This is a genomic window from Micromonospora sp. DT48 (assembly GCF_049844495.1).
Lineage (GTDB): Bacteria > Actinomycetota > Actinomycetes > Mycobacteriales > Micromonosporaceae > Micromonospora.
This window is the reverse complement of record NZ_JBNCLE010000018.1, coordinates 1-20,046: the sequence shown is the minus strand read 5'-3', so window position 1 is coordinate 20,046 and position 20,046 is coordinate 1. Positions and strand designations below refer to the sequence as shown.

General features: G+C 70.4%; 7 protein-coding genes. All 7 read left to right on the top strand.

All coding sequences use genetic code 11. From position 1 onward, the window contains the following. Positions 1 to 2: 2 nt before the first annotated feature. On the top strand, positions 3 to 257 hold the full coding sequence (locus ACLQ2S_RS21100) for an acyl carrier protein (protein ID WP_375335374.1): 255 nt from the start codon (positions 3 to 5) through the stop codon (positions 255 to 257). Further along, on the top strand, positions 254 to 1,609 hold the full coding sequence (locus ACLQ2S_RS21095; RefSeq protein ID WP_425702416.1) for a condensation domain-containing protein: 1,356 nt from the start codon (positions 254 to 256) through the stop codon (positions 1,607 to 1,609). The genes ACLQ2S_RS21100 and ACLQ2S_RS21095 overlap by 4 nt, the downstream gene beginning before the upstream one ends. Positions 1,610 to 1,758: 149 nt before the next feature. After that, positions 1,759 to 2,775: a 2,3-diaminopropionate biosynthesis protein SbnA gene (gene sbnA, locus ACLQ2S_RS21090; protein WP_425702414.1), complete on the top strand. Its 1,017-nt coding sequence runs from the start codon at positions 1,759 to 1,761 to the stop codon at positions 2,773 to 2,775. Next, positions 2,769 to 3,803: a 2,3-diaminopropionate biosynthesis protein SbnB gene (gene sbnB / locus ACLQ2S_RS21085; RefSeq protein WP_155221567.1), complete on the top strand. Its 1,035-nt coding sequence runs from the start codon at positions 2,769 to 2,771 to the stop codon at positions 3,801 to 3,803. Before sbnA ends, sbnB begins: the two co-directional genes overlap by 7 nt. Further along, positions 3,800 to 4,006 carry an MbtH family protein gene (locus ACLQ2S_RS21080; RefSeq protein WP_155221566.1) on the top strand — a complete coding sequence of 69 codons (207 nt, stop codon included), beginning with the start codon at positions 3,800 to 3,802 and terminating at the stop codon, positions 4,004 to 4,006. The genes sbnB and ACLQ2S_RS21080 overlap by 4 nt, the downstream gene beginning before the upstream one ends. A gap of 50 nt (positions 4,007 to 4,056) precedes the next feature. Further along, positions 4,057 to 9,051, top strand: coding sequence for an amino acid adenylation domain-containing protein (locus ACLQ2S_RS21075; RefSeq protein ID WP_425702412.1), 4,995 nt, complete (start codon positions 4,057 to 4,059; stop codon positions 9,049 to 9,051). Between the two features lie 133 nt (positions 9,052 to 9,184). After that, positions 9,185 to 20,046 (top strand): amino acid adenylation domain-containing protein (locus ACLQ2S_RS21070; protein ID WP_425702410.1); only part of this gene is annotated, 10,862 nt, incomplete at its 3' end.

Genomic DNA, 20,046 nt, shown 5'->3' with positions numbered 1-20,046 from the left:
CCATGACCATCGCTGTTGACCAGGTGTTCCCGGACGTCGTGCGGCTCACCCGCAAACTGATGACCGAGAACGTCGACCGGCAGATCAACCCGGGGGACGCCTTCGTCGACCTCGGCCTGGACAGCCTCAAACTGGTCGACCTGCTCGCCGCCGTGGAGAACCACTTCGACATCGAGGTGCCCGACGAGGAGGTCGGCAACTTCGCGAAGGTCCAGGACATCACGGACTTCGTCCTCGCCGCCAGGTCCTCGATGTGACCGAGGACGTCCGGCAGTTGTCGGTCGGGCAGCGCGCGCTGTGGCTGGTCCAGCGGCTCGCGCCGGATAGCGCGGCCAGCAACGTGGTGCACGGTCTGTACGTCGAGCCGGCACTCGATCCCGATCTGGTGCGCCGGGCGTTGACCGTGGTGCGGTCCCGCCACGACCTGCTCCGATCCCGGTTCGTGCAGACGGACCACGGGCCGGTGCGGGTCGTGGACCGCGACCCACCCACCGAGGTCGAGGTGCACGACGTGCCCGACCTGGACGACGACGGGCTGCTGCGCCGGTGCAAGAAACTCGGCGACCAGCCGCTGCGGCTGGGCGACGACGGCCCGCTGCGGGCGGCGCTGCTGCGGCGGCGGACCGACTGCGTCCTGGTGGTGGTCGTCCACCACATCGCCACCGACTTCCACTCGCAGCGCATCGTCTGGCAGGAGCTGGCCGAGGTGTACGCCGCGTTGCGGGCCGGACGGCCGGTGGAGTTGCCGCCGGTCGGCGGCACCTACGACGACTTCCTGGCCCGGCAGCAGGCGGCGCTCTCCGGCGAGCGTGGCGAGCGGCTACGGGCGTACTGGGACCGGGTCTGCGACGGTGCCACGGCGGTGACCCTGCCGACCGACCGCCCCCGCCCGCCGGTGCGCTCGTTCCGGGGCGGCGCGTTCAGCCAGCCGCTGCCGGACGACCTCGTCGTCGGGTTGCGGCAGGCCGCCGCCACGGCCGGAGTCACGCCGTACAGCGTGGTGCTCGCCGCGTTCCAGGCCACGATGTACCGCTACAGCGGGCTGGGCGAGTTCACCGTCGGGTGTCCCGCCACGCTGCGTCGGGGGCGGGCGCTGCGTGGGGTGGTCGGACTGTTGGTCAACACGATCGCGTTGCGCGGCTCGTTCGACACGGGCACCACCTTCGCCGAGGCGATCGCCGCCGCGAGTCGGCAACTGACCGACGGGGTGGCGCACGCGGCCTACCCGTTCCCGCTGGTCCAGGCGAGCCGACGCAGCCAGGGGCCGGTGGTACGGGTGACCGTCACGCTGCTCGCGCACCAGCACGACGACGACTTCACCTACGAGCGCCACCCGTTCGTCGGGCACCGGGTCCGGCTCCTGGACATCCCGTACGACGAGGGTCAGTTCGACCTCTCGGCGACCCTCACGCAGTACAACGACGGCCGGATCGAGGCCGAGTTCGGCTACGACGTCGACCTGTTCGACGAGTCGACCGTGCGGCGGTTGGCCCGGCACTTCCTCCAGATGCTGCGGGTGGCCTGCACGGCACCGCAGACCGTGGTGTCCCGCGCGCCGATGGTCGACGAGACGGAACTGCGCGACCTGCTGGCGCTGGGCGCGCGATAGACCCGGTGGTGAGCGGTCCGGCCAGCCGGGTCGGGCCGTCGCCACTCGGGCCGGAGCCGGTCGGTGCACCCCCGTCACCGGCCGGCTCCGGAACCGCGTGAGCGGCGAGGCACCGGTATAGGGCCCGTATAGCCCTGATTGACAACGTCATGGCACTGGAAAGGCCACTTGTGGAGGGAGGAACGGTGCGTGAGGGCATCCTCTCGACGATCGGGAACACGCCGCTGGTCCAGTTGGTCCGGCTGTTCCCGGACTCTCCCTCTCGGATATTCGTGAAGCTGGAGCGCTTCAACCCCGGCGGCAGCATCAAGGACCGCACCGCGCTGAGCATGCTGCGCGGCAAGATCGAGTCGGGTGAGCTGGTGCCCGGCCGGTCGGTGGTGATCGAGTCCAGCTCGGGCAACCTGGCCATCGGCCTCGCCCAGGTGTGCGCGTACTACGCGATCCGGTTCATCTGCGTGGTCGACCCGAAGACCACCCGTCAGAACCTCGCCATCCTGCACGCGTACCGCGCGGAGATCGAGATGGTCGAACACCCCGACCCGGTGACCGGGGAATATCTGCCCGTCCGGCAGAACCGGGTCCGCGAGCTGTGCGAACGGATTCCGGACGCGTACCGCCCCGACCAGTACGCCAACCCGCTCAACGCCGCGGCGCAACGGCGCACCATAGCCGAGATCGTCACCGCGCTCGACGGGCAGGTCGACTACCTGTACTGCACCACCGGCACCTGCGGGACGCTGGTCGGCTGCGTCGGCTACCTGCGCGAGCAGGGACTGTCCACCCGGGTGGTGGCGGTGGACGCGGTGGGCAGCGCGATCTTCGGTGGTCAACCGGAGCCACGGCTGATCCCCGGTCACGGTGCGTCGATCACGCCGCCCCTGGCGGCCGACGCGGCGCCGGACGAGGTGGTGCACGTCTCGGACCTGGACTGCGTGGTCGGGTGCCGGCTGCTGCTCAACCGGGAGGCCATCCTCGCCGGTGGCTCCTCCGGTGCCACCGTCGCCGCGCTGCACCGCCGGATCGCGCAGATCCCGGCGGGGGCCACCGCCGTGCTGATCCTGCCGGACAACGGTGATCGCTATCTCGACACGATCTATTCCGATCAATGGGTGGTACGACACTTCGGAGAGATCACCCATCTGTGGAAGGACGAGTCATGCTGATCATCGGTCAGGCCGTGGTACGCGACATCCTCGACGGCGACGACGCCCGGGTCGTGGACCTGGTCCGTCAGGCGTACCTGCTGCACGAGCAGGGGCGCAGCAGTGTGCCGCACTCGGTCTTCCTGCGCTTCCCCGATCGGCCCCGCGACCGGGTCATCGGGCTGCCCGCCCACCTCGACACCGACCCGCCGGTCGCCGGCATCAAGTGGATCTCGTCCTTCCCCGGCAACCTCGCCCAGGGCCTGGAACGGGCCAGCGCGGCCATCGTGCTGAACTCGATGCGTACCGGGCATCCGGTGGCGCTGGTCGAAGGGTCGGTCGTCTCCGCCCGACGTACCGCGGCGAGCGCGGCGCTGGCGGCCGACCTGCTCACCACGCACCGTCGCCCGGACGGTCTGGCCCTGATCGGCTGCGGTCTGATCAACCAGCAGGTGCTGCGGTTCGTCGCCGGCACCGTCGCCCCGCCACCGGCGCTCACCCTGTTCGACACGGACCCGGCGCGGGCGGCGGCGTTCGCCGAGGCGGCCCGCGCGTTGCTGCCGGAGGTGCCCACGACGCTGGCCCGCACCGCCGAGGAGGCGCTGGCCGCGCACCGGTTGGTCGCCATCGCCACCACCGCCACCGCCCCCCACCTCGACCTGGACGCCTGCCGTCCGGGCACGGTGCTGCTGCACCTGTCCCTGCGTGACCTGCGGCCCGAGGCGGTGCTGGCGGCCCGCAACGTGGTCGACGACGCCGACCACGTCTGCCGCGAGCACACCTCACTGCACCTGGCCGAACAGCTCACCGGCGGGCGGGACTTCGTCCACGCCACGATCGGCGGGCTGGCCGGCGGCCAGGTCCGGCTGCCCGACGACGACAGGCCGGTGGTGGTGTCCCCGTTCGGCCTCGGGGTGCTGGACCTCGCCGTGGCCGAGCACGTGCGGGCCACCGCTGACCGGCGGGGCCTCGGCGTACGCGTCGACGACTTCCTACCTGTGCCGGACGCCATCGGGGCGTCCGCCGGATCACCGAAGGAGTGGCAATGAGCGACGACCGCAGCTACCGAGTGGTGCTCAACGACGAGGAGCAGTACTCGGTCTGGTGGACCGACCGGGAGCCGCCGGCCGGCTGGCGGGCGGAGGGCACCGAGGGCACGCGCGAGGAGTGCCTGGCCCGGATCGGCGAACTCTGGACCGACATGCGACCGCTGAGCCTGCGCCAGCGCATGGAGTCCCAGAGCACCGCCTGAAGCCCACGAACCAACCCGACGCCCCGCCCGGTCCCCGAGGAGGAGTACCGATGAGCATCGTTCCGCTGGCGATGCCAGCAGCCATCACTCCGGGAACGAGCACGCTCTCCGAGCTGGTCGCCCGGCAGGCCGCGCTGACCCCCGCCGCCACGGCGGTGGACGGCGACACCGGGCAGCTGGACTACGCCGAGCTGGACCGGCGCGCCAACCAGCTCGGGCGGTACCTGGCCGGGCTGGGCGTCGGGCCGGAGACCCTGGTGGCGGTCAACCTCGATCGCGGCGTCGACCTGGTGGTCGCACTGCTGGGGATCTGGCGGGCCGGCGCGGCCTACCTGCCGCTGGACCCGAACCACCCGGCGCAGCGCCGACGGTGGATCCTCGACGACAGCGGTGCCGAGGTGCTGCTCACCCTGAGCACGCTCCGCGACGAGGCGGCACCCGCCCGGGTGGTGTGCCTGGACACCGAGCGGAGCCGGATCTCCGCCGCCGATACCACCGCCCCGGTACCGCTACCGGACCCGGAGTCGGTCGCCTACGCCATCTACACCTCCGGCTCCACCGGCCGCCCCAAGGGGGTGCTGATCACCCACCGGGGCATCGCGAACCGGGTGACCTGGACGATCCGGGAACACGGCCTCGGCCCCGCCGACCGGGTGTTGCAGAAGACCTCGGTCAGTTTCGACGCGGCGGGATGGGAGTTCTTCGCCCCGCTGGCCAGCGGCGGCACCGTGGTGCTGGCGCCCCCCGACGCGCACCGCGATCCGGGCGCCCTCGTCGCCGCCGTCGCCCGGCACCGGATCACCGTCCTACAGGGCGTGCCGACGGTGTACGGGCGGCTGGTCGACGAGCCCGGCTGGGCCGACTGCACCAGCCTGCGGCTGATCTTCTCGGCGGGTGAACCGCTGCACGCCGAACTGTGCCGACGGCTCGCGGTCACCCCCCAGGTGCAGATCTGGAACACCTACGGCCCGACCGAGTGCGCGATCGACGTGACGGCCCACCTGGTCGATCCGGAGCAGCTGACCGGGCCGGTGCCGATCGGCCGTCCGCTGCCCGACATCCGGCTCCAGGTGCTCGACGCCGACCGGCGACCCGTGCCGGTGGGCGTGGTCGGCGAGCTGTACGTCGGTGGGGCCAACCTGGGTCGCGGCTACCTCCACCGGCCGGAGCTGACCGCCGACCAGTTCGTCCCCGACGAGTACGGCCCGCCCGGTGCCCGCCTCTACCGCACCGGCGACCAGGTCCGCTGGCGCTCCGACCGGAACCTGGAGTTCGTCGGCCGGGTCGACCACCAACTCAAGGTCAACGGCGTCCGGATCGAACCGGCCGAGGTGGAGGCGGTGCTCGCCGGGCATCCGGACGTCCGCGCGTCGGTGGTGGTGGGCCACACCGACCCGGCGGGTCGTCGGCAGCTCGCCGCGTACGTCGTCGGGCGACCGGCACCCACCCCGGCGCAGCTGCGCGCCTTCTGCGTGGGCCGCCTGCCCGAGGCGCTGGTACCCGTGGTGTTCCAACCGCTCGCGGACCTTCCCCGCACCCCCAGCGGCAAGGTCGACCGGTCGGCGTTGCCGCCCATCGAGCCGGTCGACCGGGCGGCACTGCGACCACCGACGACCCGTGCGGAACGGACCGTCGCCGCCGTCTGGCGGGACCTGCTCGGCGTCGACGAGATCGGGGTCGACGACGACTTCTACCAGCTCGGCGGCTCCTCGCTGGAGACGCTGGCACTGGAAAGCCGGCTCAGCGCGGCGGCGGGCGGCACCGTGGCGCTGCGGGACCTGCTCACCGCGACCACCGTGGCCGCCCAGGCCCGGCTGCTGGACGCCGCCGCACCGGCCGTGCCCGTGCTGCCGGTGGGGCGTGAGCGACCCCTGCCGCTCTCCGCCGCGCAGCAACGACTCTGGATGCTCGACAAGCTCGACCCGGGCAGCCGGGAGTGGGTCGTCCCGATCTACGTGCGGCTGCCCGCCACCGTCCACCCGGACCACGTGGTCGCCGCCCTGTCCGCCCTGGAGGCGCGACACGAGCCGCTGCGCACCCGCTACCTGGTCGTCGACGGGGTGCCCCGGCAGCAGGTCGTGCCGCCGGCACCGGCCGCCGTCGAGGTGCGCGACGTCAGCCAGGGCGGGCTGGCCGAGTTGGTCTCGGCGCAGCTCGGCGAAGGCTTCGACCTGGGTGCCGGACGGCTGTGGCGGGCCGCGCTGGCCACCGCGTCCGGTCAGGACCACCTGCTGGTGATGGCCGTGCACCACATCGCCTCCGACGCCGGTACCGCCCTGATCCTCGAACGGGATCTGCGGGAACTGTGCCTGGCCACGGCCGCCGGACGCCCCGCCGAGTTGCCGCAGCTGCCGGTGCAGTACGCCGACTACGCCGTCTGGCAGCACCAGCAGCTCACCGACCAGGTGGTCGAGCGGGAGCTGACGTACTGGCGGGACACCCTCGCCGGGCTGCCCGAGTTGCCGCTGCCGCTGGACCGCCCGCGACCCGCCGAACGGGACGCGCGCGGCGAGATGCTCGCTTTCACGGTGCCGGCGGAGGTCGCCGACGCCCTCACCGACCTGGCGCGCCGCTGCGCGGTCACCCCGTTCGTCGCGCTGCTCACCGGCTTCGCCACCCTGCTGGCCCGGTACGGCGGGCAGTGGGACGTGCCGGTCGGCGTGCCCACCTCCGGGCATCGGCCGCCCGAGGCCGACCAGATCGCCGGGATCTTCCTCAACCCGGTGGTGCTGCGCTGCACGCTCGATCCGGCTGCTGACGTGGTGCGGGCGCTGCGGCGGGTCGCCGATGTGGTCGGTGCCGCCCTGGCGCACCAGGACCTGCCCTTCGACCGGGTGGTGGACGACCTGCTCGGCCGGCGGGATCTCTCCCGCACCCCGCTCTACCAGGTGATGCTCAACTACCAGGAGGGTGGCATCACCGGCTCGGTCGCCGAGGACCCGGTCGCGGTCGACGCGCTGCGGCGGGCCTCCACGGTGGCCAAGACGGACCTGACCGTGCACCTCTGGCCGCAGCCCGACGGCTCGCTCGCCGGGGCGGTGGAGTACGCCACCGCGTTGTTCGACGAGTCCACCGTACGACGGCTGGCCGACCATCTCGTCCGGCTGTGGCAGGACGCCGCCACCCGTCCCGACGTACGCCTCGACGAACTCGACCCGTTCACCGCCGAGGAGCGACACCGGCTGCTGCACGAGTGGAACGGGCCGACGGTGCCCCGTCCGGCCACCACCGTGGTCGACCTGTTCGAGGCACGGCTGGCCGCGTCACCGCAGGCCGTGGCGCTGCGCCAGGGCGAGGCGGTGACCACCTACGCCGAACTGGACGGCCGGGCCAACCAGTTCGCCCATCACCTGCGCCGCTCCGGCGTGGCGCCGGGCGCGGTCGTCGCGGTGCTGCTGGATCGTGGTCCGGACCTGGTCGCCGCGATCCTGGGTTGTTGGAAGGCGGGCACCACGTGTCTTCCGCTCGACCCCTCGTATCCCGCCGAACGGATCGGCTACCTGCTCGCCACCGCCGACGTCGGTCTCGCCGTCACCGACGCACGGTACGCCGAGCGGTTCGAGGTGCCGACGCTCCAGGTGGACACCCATCGGCTCTTGATCAGCGCCGAGTCGACCGACCCGCCGCCCCGTGACCTCGATCCGGCGCAGTCGGCGTACGTGCTGTTCACCTCCGGGTCGACCGGTCGACCCAAGGGAGTGTTGCTCTCCCACACCGCGATCACGAACTTCCTCGCCTGCGCGACGGAGACCGAGGCGCTCGGCGACCGGGGTGGACGCCCGACCGGTGGCGGCGCGCCACTCTTCTCCACCATCGCCTTCGACCTGTCGATCTCCAACCTCTGGGGTCCGCTGGTGGCCGGTCGGCCGGTGACCCTGCTTCCCCAGGAGTTCGACCTCACCGACCTCGGCCGACTGCTGCTGGCCTCCGGGCCGTACGACCGGTTCATCATGACGCCCCCGCACCTGGAACTCCTCGCCGGCCAGATCGACCGGGAGCAGGCGCAGCGGTTGGCCGGCCAGCTCTGGGTGGCCGGTGGGGTGCTCAGCAAGTCGGTGGCGAACCGGTGGTGGCGACTGCTCGGCCCCGGTGGCCTGATCAACTCGTACGGTCCGACCGAGACCACGGTGATCATGTCGGCCTATCCGGTGGAGACCGAGCAGCATACCGAGATCGTGTCGATCGGCCGGCCGATGGCGAACACCGTGGTGCGGATCCTGGACGACGAGATGCGGCTGCTGCCGGTCGGCGCGGTAGGTGAGCTGTACATCGGCGGTGCCTGCCTGGCCACCGGCTACGTGGGTCAGCCGGAGTTGACCGCCGACCGTTTCGTGCCGGACCCCTTCGGACCGCCGGGCGCGCGCCTCTACCGCAGCGGCGACCTGGGGCGTTGGCAGCCCGACGGCACGATGGCCTTCGTCGGCCGGGTGGACGACCAGGTCAAGGTCCGCGGCTACCGGATCGAACCCGGCGAGGTGGGCGCCGTCCTGCTCGAGCATCCGGGCGTACGCGAGTGTGTGGTCCTCGCCCACCAGGACCGCCTGGTCGCCTTCTACACCGGCGATGCCGCCGACCTGCCCGCGCACTGCGCCCGCCAGCTGCCCGACTTCATGGTGCCGAGCCTGTTCGTGCCGGTGGAACGGATACCGCTCAACGCCAACGGCAAGGTCGACCGGGAGGCCCTGCGCCGCCGGCTCGACGCGGCCCTCGCCGACGGCACCGCGGACACCACCGAGTTCGTCGACCCCGAGAGCACGCTGGAGAAACGGATCGCCGCCGTGTGGTCGCAGCTGCTGGACGCGCGGATCGGTGTCACGCACAACTTCTTCCTCCTGGGCGGGCACTCGGTTCTCGCCGCCCGGCTGATCGGCGAGTTGCAGGACGAGTTCGACCTCGACCTGCCGATCCGCCTGGTGTTCGAGCACCCCACGGTGCGCGCCCAGGCGATCGCCATCGAAGACCTGATCCGAGCCGAGGTCGACGCCCTGGACGACGCCGCCCTGGACGACGCCGCCGCTCTCGACCTGACGCGACCCGGGCACTGAGCGGCGTAGCCGCCTCGTCCGCCCTGCCGCAGACCAGACCAGACCTGCCCGCAGACCAGCTCTGCCCGCCCCCTTTGCACTAGTTCCGCCTTCTTCGCCCGCTCACCGGCGGGTTATTCACGGAGGGAATCCGATGACCAGCACCGCCAACGAGCCGAACCTGCGTGAAGAACTCGTCCAGCGTCGGCTGGCCGGCCGTCGTACCGCCCGCCGCAGCCGGATTCCGGCCGTGGACCGCTCGGGTCTGCTGCCGCTGTCCCACGGGCAGCAGCAGATGTGGTTCCTCAACCGGATGGACCCGACCAGCGCGGAGTACCTGGTCTCCTGTGCGCTGCGGCTGCGCGGCGACCTCGACGTCACCGCGCTGGGAGGCGCCCTGGACGCCCTCGTCGCCCGGCACGAGATCCTGCGCACCCGCTACGCGCTCGCCGGTGACGCACCGGTGCAGGTGATCGACCCGGCGGCCCACCTCGAGCTGTCCGAGGTGGACCTGACCGCCCACCCGGCCGCCGAGCGGGCGGTAGCGCTCACCGAGGTCCTCGCCGAGGCCGCCTCGGTCGGATTCGACCTCGCCCAGGAGTGGCCGGTCCGGGCGCTGCTGGTCCGGCTGGCCGCCGACGAGCACGTGCTGGCGCTGGTGCTGCACCACATCGCCTGCGACGCCCCGTCGGTGGCGGTGCTCACCAACGAGCTGGCCGAGCTGTACGCCGCCCTCAGCGGCGGCACCGAGCCTCGGCTGCCGGCCCTCGCCGTACAGTTCGCCGACTTCGCCTCCTGGCAGCGGGGTCGGCTGCACGACAAGGCCGTCACCCGGTCCCTCGACTACTGGCGGAACCAACTCGCCGGGCTGACTCCGGTGGAACTGCCGGCCGACCGTACCCGCCCGAAGCGGCGCGACTGGCGTGGCTCGTCGGTTCCCTTCACGCTGACCGCCGAGGTCGGCGACGCGCTGCGTGCGGCGGCCCGCGACGCCGGTACCACCGTCTTCGTCTCGCTGCTCAGCGGATTCCAGGTGCTGTTGTCCCGCTACACCGGACGGACCGACCTCGCCGTCGGCACGGTGTCGTCGGCGCGTAGCCGCTCAGAACTGCGCGACCTGGTCGGTTACGGCATCGACAACCTGGTGCTGCGGGGACGGTGGGAGGGCGACCCGACGTTCGCCGCCCTGTTGGAGCAGAACCGGACCACGGTGCTGGACGCGTTCGACCACGCGGACGCGCCGTTCGCCGTGCTGGTCGACGAGCTGGAACCGGAGCGCGACCTCTCCCGTACCCCCCTCTACCAGGTCGCGTTCACCCTCCAGAGCGACCCGCCGAGCACCACCTGGCCCGGCGGTCTGAGCGTGGAACCGGTGGAGTTGCCGCTGCACTCGGCCAAGGTGGACCTCACCCTGCACGTGGTCGAGGGCGTCGACGGCGGACTGCGCGGCCGGTTGGAGTACGCCACCGCCCTGTTCGACACCGCCACCGTCGAGCGGATGGCCGAGCACCTGGTGCGACTGTACGAGCAGGTGGCGGCGGAGCCGACCGCCCGCCTGTCCGACCTGAGCCTGCTCGGCGAGGCCGAGCAGGCCATGGTGACCCGGGGCCCGCTCACCGCCGACCCGGTCACCGGGACCGTGCACGGGCGGTTCGAACAACTCGTGGCCGCCCGACCCGACGCCGTGGCGCTGACGGTCGGCGACACCACCCGTACCTACGCCGAGCTGAACGCCGCCGCCAACCGGCTCGCGCACTGGCTGGTCGCCCAGGGCGCCGGCCCGGAGCGGCTGGTCGGTGTCCACCTCGACCACGACGTCGAGTTGGTGCCAGCCCTGCTCGGCGTGCTCAAGTCCGGCGCGGCGTACCTGCCGCTGGACCCGACCTCACCGGACGACCGGCTCGACTTCATGATCAACGACGCGGGTGCGGAGATCGTGCTGACCACCGTCGGCGCGCGGGACCGGTTCGCCGACTTCGACGGCACCGTGGTGCTGCTGGACGACCCCGCGTTCGTCGCCGAGCTGACCGCCCAGCCGACCAGCGACCCTGCCGTGCCGATGGACGTGGACAACCTCTGCTACGTCATCTACACCTCGGGTTCCACCGGCCGCCCGAAGGGCGTCGCGGTGGCGCACCGGCAGGTGCTGCGCCTGTTCACGGTGACCGCCGAGGACTACCGGTTCGGTCCGGACGACGTGTTCGTGCTGCTGCACTCGTACGCCTTCGACTTCTCCGTCTGGGAGATCTGGGGCTGCCTGTTGCACGGTGGTCGGCTGCTGGTGCTGCCGCGTGCGGTGATCCGGTCGCCGGAGGAACTGCTCGACCAGCTGGTCGAGCACCGGGTCACGGTGCTCAGTCAGACGCCCTCGGCGTTCCGCGCCCTGGTCTGCCTGGCGGCCGACGGCGACCCCCGGGTGGACCGGCTCGACCTGCGGGTGGTGACCTTCGGCGGCGAGCAGCTGGACTACGCCGAACTGACGCCCTGGGTGGCCCGCCGTGGGCTGGACGCACCCCAGCTGATCAACATGTACGGGATCACCGAGACCACCGTGCACACCACCCACCACCGCGTCGTCGACGCCGAGGTGGGCGGCACGGCCAACCCGATCGGCGCGCCGCTGTCCGACCTCTGCGTATACCTGCTCGACGCGCAGGGCCAGCCGGTTCCGATCGGGGTGCCGGGCGAGATCTACGTGGGTGGACCCGGGGTGGCGCGTGGCTATCTCGGCCGCCCCGAGCTGACCGCGCAGCGGTTCGTCCCGGACCCGTGGGGTGCGCCCGGATCCCGGCTGTACCGCAGTGGCGACCTCGCCCGGCGCAACGCGGACGGCGGGCTGGAGTTCCTCGGCCGGATCGACCACCAGGTCAAGATCCGTGGTTACCGGGTCGAGCTGGGTGAGATCGAGGCGGCGCTGACCGCGCTGCCGGGTGTCCGGGACGCGGTGGTGGTGCTGCACGAGCAGGGGCCGGGCGACCAGCGTCTGATCGCGTACCTGGTGGCCGGTGAGGACCCGGCGCTCCTGCGTCCCTCGCAGGTTCGGGCGGCGCTGGGCCGGACCCTGCCCGACTACATGATCCCCACCGCGTTCGTGCCGCTGGTCCGGATCCCGCTGACCAACAACGGCAAGCTCGACCGCGCCGCGCTGCCCTCCCCGGACCGGACGGTGGCTCCCGTCGAGCGGCCGTACGTGGCCCCGCGCACCATCGTGGAGCAGCAGCTCGCCGACGTCTGGGCCACCACCCTCGGGCTGGACCGGGTCGGTGTGCACGACGGCTTCTTCGACCTCGGCGGCGACTCCATCCGCGCGGTGGCGCTGGCCGGCGCGCTGCGCGACGCGCACCTCGACGTGGAGGTCCGGGACATCTTCGAGCGGCGTACCGTCGCCGAGCTGGCCGAACTGATCACCGCGCGCCCGGCCGCCGAGCCGGAGCCGACCGTCGCCCCGTTCGAGCTGATCAGCGCCGCCGACCGGGCCGCGTTGCCCGCCGACCTCGTGGACGCCTACCCGTGCACCCAGGGGCAGCTCGGCATGCTCGTCGAACTGCTCGCCGACACCGAGCAGAACCACTACCACAACGTGACCAGCTACCGGGTGCGCGATGCGGGAGAGTTCTCCCTGGAGGCGCTGCGCGCCGCCGCGGCGCTGTTGGTGCAACGCCACGAGGTGCTGCGGACCTCCTTCGACCTGACCAGCTACTCGGTGCCGATGCAGCTGGTGCACGCCACCGCCGAGCTGACCGTCACCCATGACCACAGCCACGCCGTCGACCAGGCCGAACTGGACCGGGAACTGCGCGACTTCATTGCCGTGGAGCGCACCCGTCTGTTCGACCTGGACCGGCCGTCGCTGCTGCGGCTGCACGCCCGGACCTGCTCCGACGGTAGCTGGTGGCTCACCCTGACCGAGTGCCACCCGATCCTGGACGGGTGGAGCTACCACTCCCTGATCATGGAGCTGGTCCGCGAGTACCACCGGATCCGCGCCGGCGAGCAGCCCACGCCGCAGCCGGTCCCGTCGGTCCGGTTCGCCGACGCCGTGGCCGCCGAACAGCGGTCGGTCACCGGTGACCTGGACCGCGAGTTCTGGCGTCGCGCCCTGGTCGGGCGGACCCGGCACGAGCTGCCGGTCGGCTGGGCCGATCCGGCAGCCCCGGAGGGGGCCAAGCACGAGCACTGGGTGCCGCTCCAGGACCTCGAATCGGCGCTGCGCGACCTCGCCCGGCGTCTCGGCGTGCCCTACAAGTCGGTCATGTTGGCGGCGCACCTGAAGGTGATGAGCCAGCTCACCGAGGCCGGCCGCTTCTACACCGGTCTGGTCTGCAACATCCGGCCCGAGGTGGCCGGTGCCGACCGGGTGTACGGCATGCACCTCAACACCGTTCCGATCGGTTACGACGGCGCACCCGCCACCTGGGAGGAGCTGATCCGGCGGACCTTCGAGGCCGAGGTGGAGCTGTGGCCGCACCGCCGCTACCCGCTGTCCACCCTGCAACGTGAGATCGGGCAGGACGCCCGGCTGCTCGACGTGCGGTTCAGCTACCACGACTTCCACCAGATCGACACCGCAGACATCGACTACGCCGAATCCATCGACGACAGCCCGACCGAGTTCCCGCTGGGTGTGTTCAGCCGGCTCGGTTTCCTGACCCTCCAGGCCAGCCGACGTCACGTCAGCCACGACGCCCTGCTCCGGTTGGGGGGGATGTATCGGGTGGTGTTGGAGGCGATGGTGGCGGATCCGGGTGGGGATGCGCGGGTGGTGTGTTTGCCGGCGGGTGAGGTGTCGGTGGTGTTGGGGGATGTGGGTGTGGGGGAGTTGGTGTCGTGGTCGGTGTTGGAGGGGTTTGAGCGTCAGGTTGTGGCGGTGCCGTCGGGTGAGGCGGTTAATGGGGTTGGGTTTGCGGAGTTGGATTCGCGGGCGGTGGGTTTTGCTCGTGGGTTGGTGTCGCGGGGTGTGGGTCGTGGCGCTGTGGTGGGGGTGTTGCTGGATCGGGGTGTTGATCTGGTGGCGGCGATGGTGGGGGTGTGGAAGGCGGGGGCGGCGTTTGTGCCGTTGGATCCGGCGTTTCCGGTGGGTCGGGTCGAGTCGATGTTGGCGGATGCGGGTGTGTCGTGTGTGGTGACGTCGGCTCGGTATGTGGATCGGTTTGCTGCTGCTGGGGTTGGGGTTCTGGCGGTGGAGGAGGTGGCCGGTTCGGATCCGGTGGGTTCGGTGGTGTTGCCGGGTGTGGTGGATCTTGATGATGTGGCTTATGTGATTTTCACGTCGGGTTCGACGGGTCGGCCGAAGGGTGTGCAGGTCACGCATCGGGGTTTGGCGAATCATGTGGCGTGGGCTGCGGGTGAGTTGGCTGGTCGTGGTTCGGCTGGTTGTGCTGTTTTCTCGTCGGTGGCTTTTGATTTGCAGGTGCCGAATGTGTGGGCGCCGTTGGTGGTGGGCCAGCGTGTGTTCATGGTGGATCAGGATGTGGATCTGGCGGAGTTGGGGGCTGTGCTGGATGGGGCTGGTCCGTTTAGTTTCTTGAAGTTGACGCCGGGTCATTTGGAGATTTTGGGTCGGCAGTTGTCGGATGACCGGTTGGCGGGTTTGGCGCCGGTGGTGGTGGTTGCTGGTGAGGGTTTGCCGGCGGCGGTGGCGAATCGTTGGCTGGGTTTGTTGGGGCCGGGGAATCTGATTAATGAGTACGGGCCGACGGAGGCGTCGGTGGGTACGTGTGTTTTTCCGGTTCGGGTTGAGCAGACGTTGCCGGTGGTGCCGATCGGTCGGGCGTTGCCGGGTGTGCGGATGTATGTGTTGGACGCGTGGATGCAGCCGGTGCCGGTGGGGGTGACCGGTGAGTTGTATGTGGGTGGTGTCGGTGTCGCGCGGGGGTATGCGGGTCAGCCGGGGTTGACGGCGGATCGGTTTGTGCCGGATCCGTTCGGTGAGCCGGGGTCGAGGTTGTATCGGACGGGGGATCTGACGCGTCGGTTGCCCGATGGTGTGGTGGAGTTCGTGGGTCGGGTGGACCACCAGGTGAAGGTGCGTGGTTACCGGATCGAGTTGGGTGAGATCGAGTCGGTGTTGACCGCGGTGGCCGGGGTGCGTGACGCGGTGGCGGTGGTGCATTCCGGTGTGGTGGGTGAGGCGCGGCTGGTCGGTTTCTATGTTCCGGAGGGTCCGGACGTGGGGCTGGTGCAGCGGGTGCGTCAGGAGTGTGCGGATCGGTTGCCGGAGTACATGATTCCGGCTGATCTGGTCGCGGTGGAGTCGATTCCGTTGAACGCGAACGGGAAGGTCGATCGGGCCGCGTTGCTGGAATCGGTGACCGTCACCGAGCGGGTGCACGTCGCTCCGCGTACGGATCTGGAAGCGCAACTGGCCGATATCTGGGCCCGGGTACTCAAACTCGACACCGTCAGCGTCCTGGACAACTTCTTCGACCTCGGCGGTCACTCGATCAGCGCCATCGCGCTGGTCGGCGCACTACGCACCGCCGGCTTCCCCGCGTCGGTCCGGGACGTCTTCGTGCACCGCACCGTGGCCGCGCTCGCCACGCACATCCAGGCGACGCAGGCCGCCGTCGAACCGCGATTCGAGCCGGTGGCTCCGTTCACGCAGCTCGACGAGGCAGACCGGGCCGCCCTGCCGACCGGCCTCGACGACGCCTACCCGATCGGCCAGGTGCAACTCGGCATGCTGGTGCAGATGCTGGCCGACACCGACCGGCACACCTACCACAACGTGTCGGCCTTCCCGATCCACGACGACCAGCCCTTCGTCCCCGACGCGCTGCGCCGTGCGGTGCAGACCGTCGTGGACCGGCACGAGATCCTGCGCACCTCCTTCGCCCTGGACGGCTACTCGGTGCCCCTGCAACTCGTGCACTCCGAGGTCCCGATCGAGGTGGCCGTGCTCGACCTGCGGGGCACGGACGCCGAGGAGGGACTCCGCGCCTACATGGCCGCCGAACGGGCCGCCCCGTTCGCGCCGGAGGAGTTCCCCCAGATCCGGGTCGCCGGCGCGATCGGCGAGGGCAACGCCTGGTGGTTCGTGCTGACCATGTCGCACGGCATCCTCGAAGGCTGGAGCCACCACTCCCTGCTGATGGAGATTCTGGACAACTACCGGCGGCTGCGGGACACCGGTTCACCCGTGCCCTTCGACGCGCTGCCGGTCCGCTACGCCGACTTCGTCGCCGCCGAACTGGCCTCCCTCGCCTCCGCCGAGGACGAGGCGTACTGGCGTGGCGTGGTCGAGTACCCGCGCTTCACCCTGCCGAGCGGCTGGGGAGCGCCGGAGAGCGACCCCGAGTTCCAGTGCGGCACCCGGGTGCCGCTGCACGACCTGCTCGACGGGCTCAAGAACCTGGCCAGCCGTACCGGCACGTCGCTGAAGAGCGTGCTGCTGGCGGCGCACCTGAAGGTGATGAGCCAGCTCACCGACCAGGACGTCTTCACCAGCGGCCTGGTGTGTCACGGCCGGCCCGAGGTGGCCGGCGCCGACCGGGTGTACGGCATGCACCTGAACACGCTGCCGTTCGTGCACCGGGGTTCCGCCGCCACCTGGGAGGAGTTGATCCGGCAGACCTTCGAGGCCGAGTTGGAGTTGTGGCCGCACCGGCACTACCCGCTGCCGGCGGTGCAGCGGTTCACCAATGGCGAGCGGCCCATCGAGATCCTGTTCAACTTCCTCGACTTCGCCCAGGTCGACACCGACCGGGTCGGCTTCGACGACGCCATCTACGAGGCGTCCAGCGAGTTCGACCTGCACGTCTCCACCCTCGACGGAACGCTGAGCATCCTCAGCCGTCCGCACGTCGTCAGCTACTCCAACGTCCTGCGGTTGGGGGGGATGTATCGGGTGGTGTTGGAGGCGATGGTGGCGGATCCGGGTGGGGATGCGCGGGTGGTGTGTTTGCCGGCGGGTGAGGTGTCGGTGGTGTTGGGGGATGTGGGTGTGGGGGAGTTGGTGTCGTGGTCGGTGTTGGAGGGGTTTGAGCGTCAGGTTGTGGCGGTGCCGTCGGGTGAGGCGGTTAATGGGGTTGGGTTTGCGGAGTTGGATTCGCGGGCGGTGGGTTTTGCTCGTGGGTTGGTGTCGCGGGGTGTGGGTCGTGGCGCTGTGGTGGGGGTGTTGCTGGATCGGGGTGTTGATCTGGTGGCGGCGATGGTGGGGGTGTGGAAGGCGGGGGCGGCGTTTGTGCCGTTGGATCCGGCGTTTCCGGTGGGTCGGGTCGAGTCGATGTTGGCGGATGCGGGTGTGTCGTGTGTGGTGACGTCGGCTCGGTATGTGGATCGGTTTGCTGCTGCTGGGGTTGGGGTTCTGGCGGTGGAGGAGGTGGCCGGTTCGGATCCGGTGGGTTCGGTGGTGTTGCCGGGTGTGGTGGATCTTGATGATGTGGCTTATGTGATTTTCACGTCGGGTTCGACGGGTCGGCCGAAGGGTGTGCAGGTCACGCATCGGGGTTTGGCGAATCATGTGGCGTGGGCTGCGGGTGAGTTGGCTGGTCGTGGTTCGGCTGGTTGTGCTGTTTTCTCGTCGGTGGCTTTTGATTTGCAGGTGCCGAATGTGTGGGCGCCGTTGGTGGTGGGCCAGCGTGTGTTCATGGTGGATCAGGATGTGGATCTGGCGGAGTTGGGGGCTGTGCTGGATGGGGCTGGTCCGTTTAGTTTCTTGAAGTTGACGCCGGGTCATTTGGAGATTTTGGGTCGGCAGTTGTCGGATGACCGGTTGGCGGGTTTGGCGCCGGTGGTGGTGGTTGCTGGTGAGGGTTTGCCGGCGGCGGTGGCGAATCGTTGGCTGGGTTTGTTGGGGCCGGGGAATCTGATTAATGAGTACGGGCCGACGGAGGCGTCGGTGGGTACGTGTGTTTTTCCGGTTCGGGTTGAGCAGACGTTGCCGGTGGTGCCGATCGGTCGGGCGTTGCCGGGTGTGCGGATGTATGTGTTGGACGCGTGGATGCAGCCGGTGCCGGTGGGGGTGACCGGTGAGTTGTATGTGGGTGGTGTCGGTGTCGCGCGGGGGTATGCGGGTCAGCCGGGGTTGACGGCGGATCGGTTTGTGCCGGATCCGTTCGGTGAGCCGGGGTCGAGGTTGTATCGGACGGGGGATCTGACGCGTCGGTTGCCCGATGGTGTGGTGGAGTTCGTGGGTCGGGTGGACCACCAGGTGAAGGTGCGTGGTTACCGGATCGAGTTGGGTGAGATCGAGTCGGTGTTGACCGCGGTGGCCGGGGTGCGTGACGCGGTGGCGGTGGTGCATTCCGGTGTGGTGGGTGAGGCGCGGCTGGTCGGTTTCTATGTTCCGGAGGGTCCGGACGTGGGGCTGGTGCAGCGGGTGCGTCAGGAGTGTGCGGATCGGTTGCCGGAGTACATGATTCCGGCTGATCTGGTCGCGGTGGAGTCGATTCCGTTGAACGCGAACGGGAAGGTCGATCGGGCCGCGTTGCTGGAATCGGTGACCGTCACCGAGCGGGTGCACGTCGCTCCGCGTACGGATCTGGAAGCGCAACTGGCCGATATCTGGGCCCGGGTACTCAAACTCGACACCGTCAGCGTCCTGGACAACTTCTTCGACCTCGGCGGCGATTCACTACGGGCGGTGGCGCTGGTCGGCGCGCTGCGGACGGCCGGGTTCGGCGTCGGCGTACGCGACGTCTTCGTGCACCGCACCGTCGCGGCGCTCGCCGGGCATCTCGAGGCCAAGCAGACGGCGACCCCCGAGCCGCAGTTCCAGCCGGTGGCCCGCTTCGCGCAACTCGACGAGGCAGACCGGGCCGCCCTGCCGACCGGCCTCGACGACGCCTACCCGATCGCCCAGGTGCAACTCGGCATGCTGGTGCAGATGCAGAAGGAGTCGCAGCGGTCCCTCTACCACATCGTCCGGTGCTTCCGGGTGCACAGCCGCCAGCCCTTCGCCGCAGACGCCCTGACCGCGGCGGTGCGGGACATCGTCGCCCGGCACGAGACCCTGCGCACCTCCTTCGCCCTGGACGGCTACTCGGTGCCCCTGCAACTCGTGCACTCCGAGGTCCCGGTCGACGTCCGGGTCCTGCGGCTGGACCCGGAGCGGGCCGAGGCGCAACTGCGTGAGCACGTCGAGGCCGAGCGCGCGCGGCCGTTCGACCCCGAGCACCCCGCTCCGCTGCTGCGGATCAGCGCCCACGTCGACACGGACGGTGGTTGGTGGCTCACTCTGGCGATCAGCCACCTGGTGACCGGTGGCTGGGACCTGAACGCGCTCCTGGCCGAGCTGCGCAGCTGCTATGAGCGGCGCTGCGTCGGCATGGCACCTGAGGCGTCGGAGCCGATCGCGGTCCGCTACGCCGACTTCGTCGCCGGTGAGCGTGCGGCGGTGGACTCCGACGCCGATCAGGCGTACTGGCGCAAAATCACTTCCGAGTACGTGAAGTTCACCCCGCCGTCCGGTTGGGGAGAGCCGGACGCGGCGCACGGCGCGGTCCTTCGACACCGGATCAGCTACCAGGACCTCGACCCGCGCATCCGGGCCCTCGCCTCGGCCTGCGAGGTGTCGCCGAAGGCGGTCCTGCACGCGGCGCACCTGAAGGTGATGAGCCAGCTCACCGACGAGCGGCGATTCCACACCGGGCTGGTGTGTGACGCGCGGCCGGAGGTGCGTGGTGCCGAGCGGGTGCACGGCATGTACATCAACATCCTGCCGTTCGGCTACGAGCGGGGTGCGCGTACCTGGCGGGAACTGGTGCGCGCGGTCTTCGACCGCGAGGCGGAGCTGTGGCCGCACCGCCGCTACCCGCTGCCCGCGGTGCACCGGCTGACCGGTGAGGACCAGCACCCGATCGACGTCGTCTTCGACTACACCGAGTTCCGGCGCGCCAACACCGACAGTGAGGAGCAGGTCGGCTTCGAGGCCGTCGCCGGTGAGGGCGGCACCGAGTTCCTCCTCCAGGTCACCGCGGCCAGCGGCTTCCTCGACCTCGTCGCGGATGCGCGGGTGTTTGGTGGTGGTGGGTTGTCGCGGTTGGCGGGGATGTTCCGGTTGGTGTTGGAGGCGAT

What these genes read in the sequence shown, in the direction of transcription:
- ACLQ2S_RS21100 (WP_375335374.1), top strand. Translation starts at nt 3, where the DNA reads ATGACCATCGCTGTTGACCAGGTGTTCCCGGACGTCGTGCGGCTCACC.
- sbnA (WP_425702414.1), top strand. Translation starts at nt 1,759, where the DNA reads ATGGCACTGGAAAGGCCACTTGTGGAGGGAGGAACGGTGCGTGAGGGC.
- sbnB (WP_155221567.1), top strand. Translation starts at nt 2,769, where the DNA reads ATGCTGATCATCGGTCAGGCCGTGGTACGCGACATCCTCGACGGCGAC.
- ACLQ2S_RS21080 (WP_155221566.1), top strand. Translation starts at nt 3,800, where the DNA reads ATGAGCGACGACCGCAGCTACCGAGTGGTGCTCAACGACGAGGAGCAG.
- ACLQ2S_RS21075 (WP_425702412.1), top strand. Translation starts at nt 4,057, where the DNA reads ATGAGCATCGTTCCGCTGGCGATGCCAGCAGCCATCACTCCGGGAACG.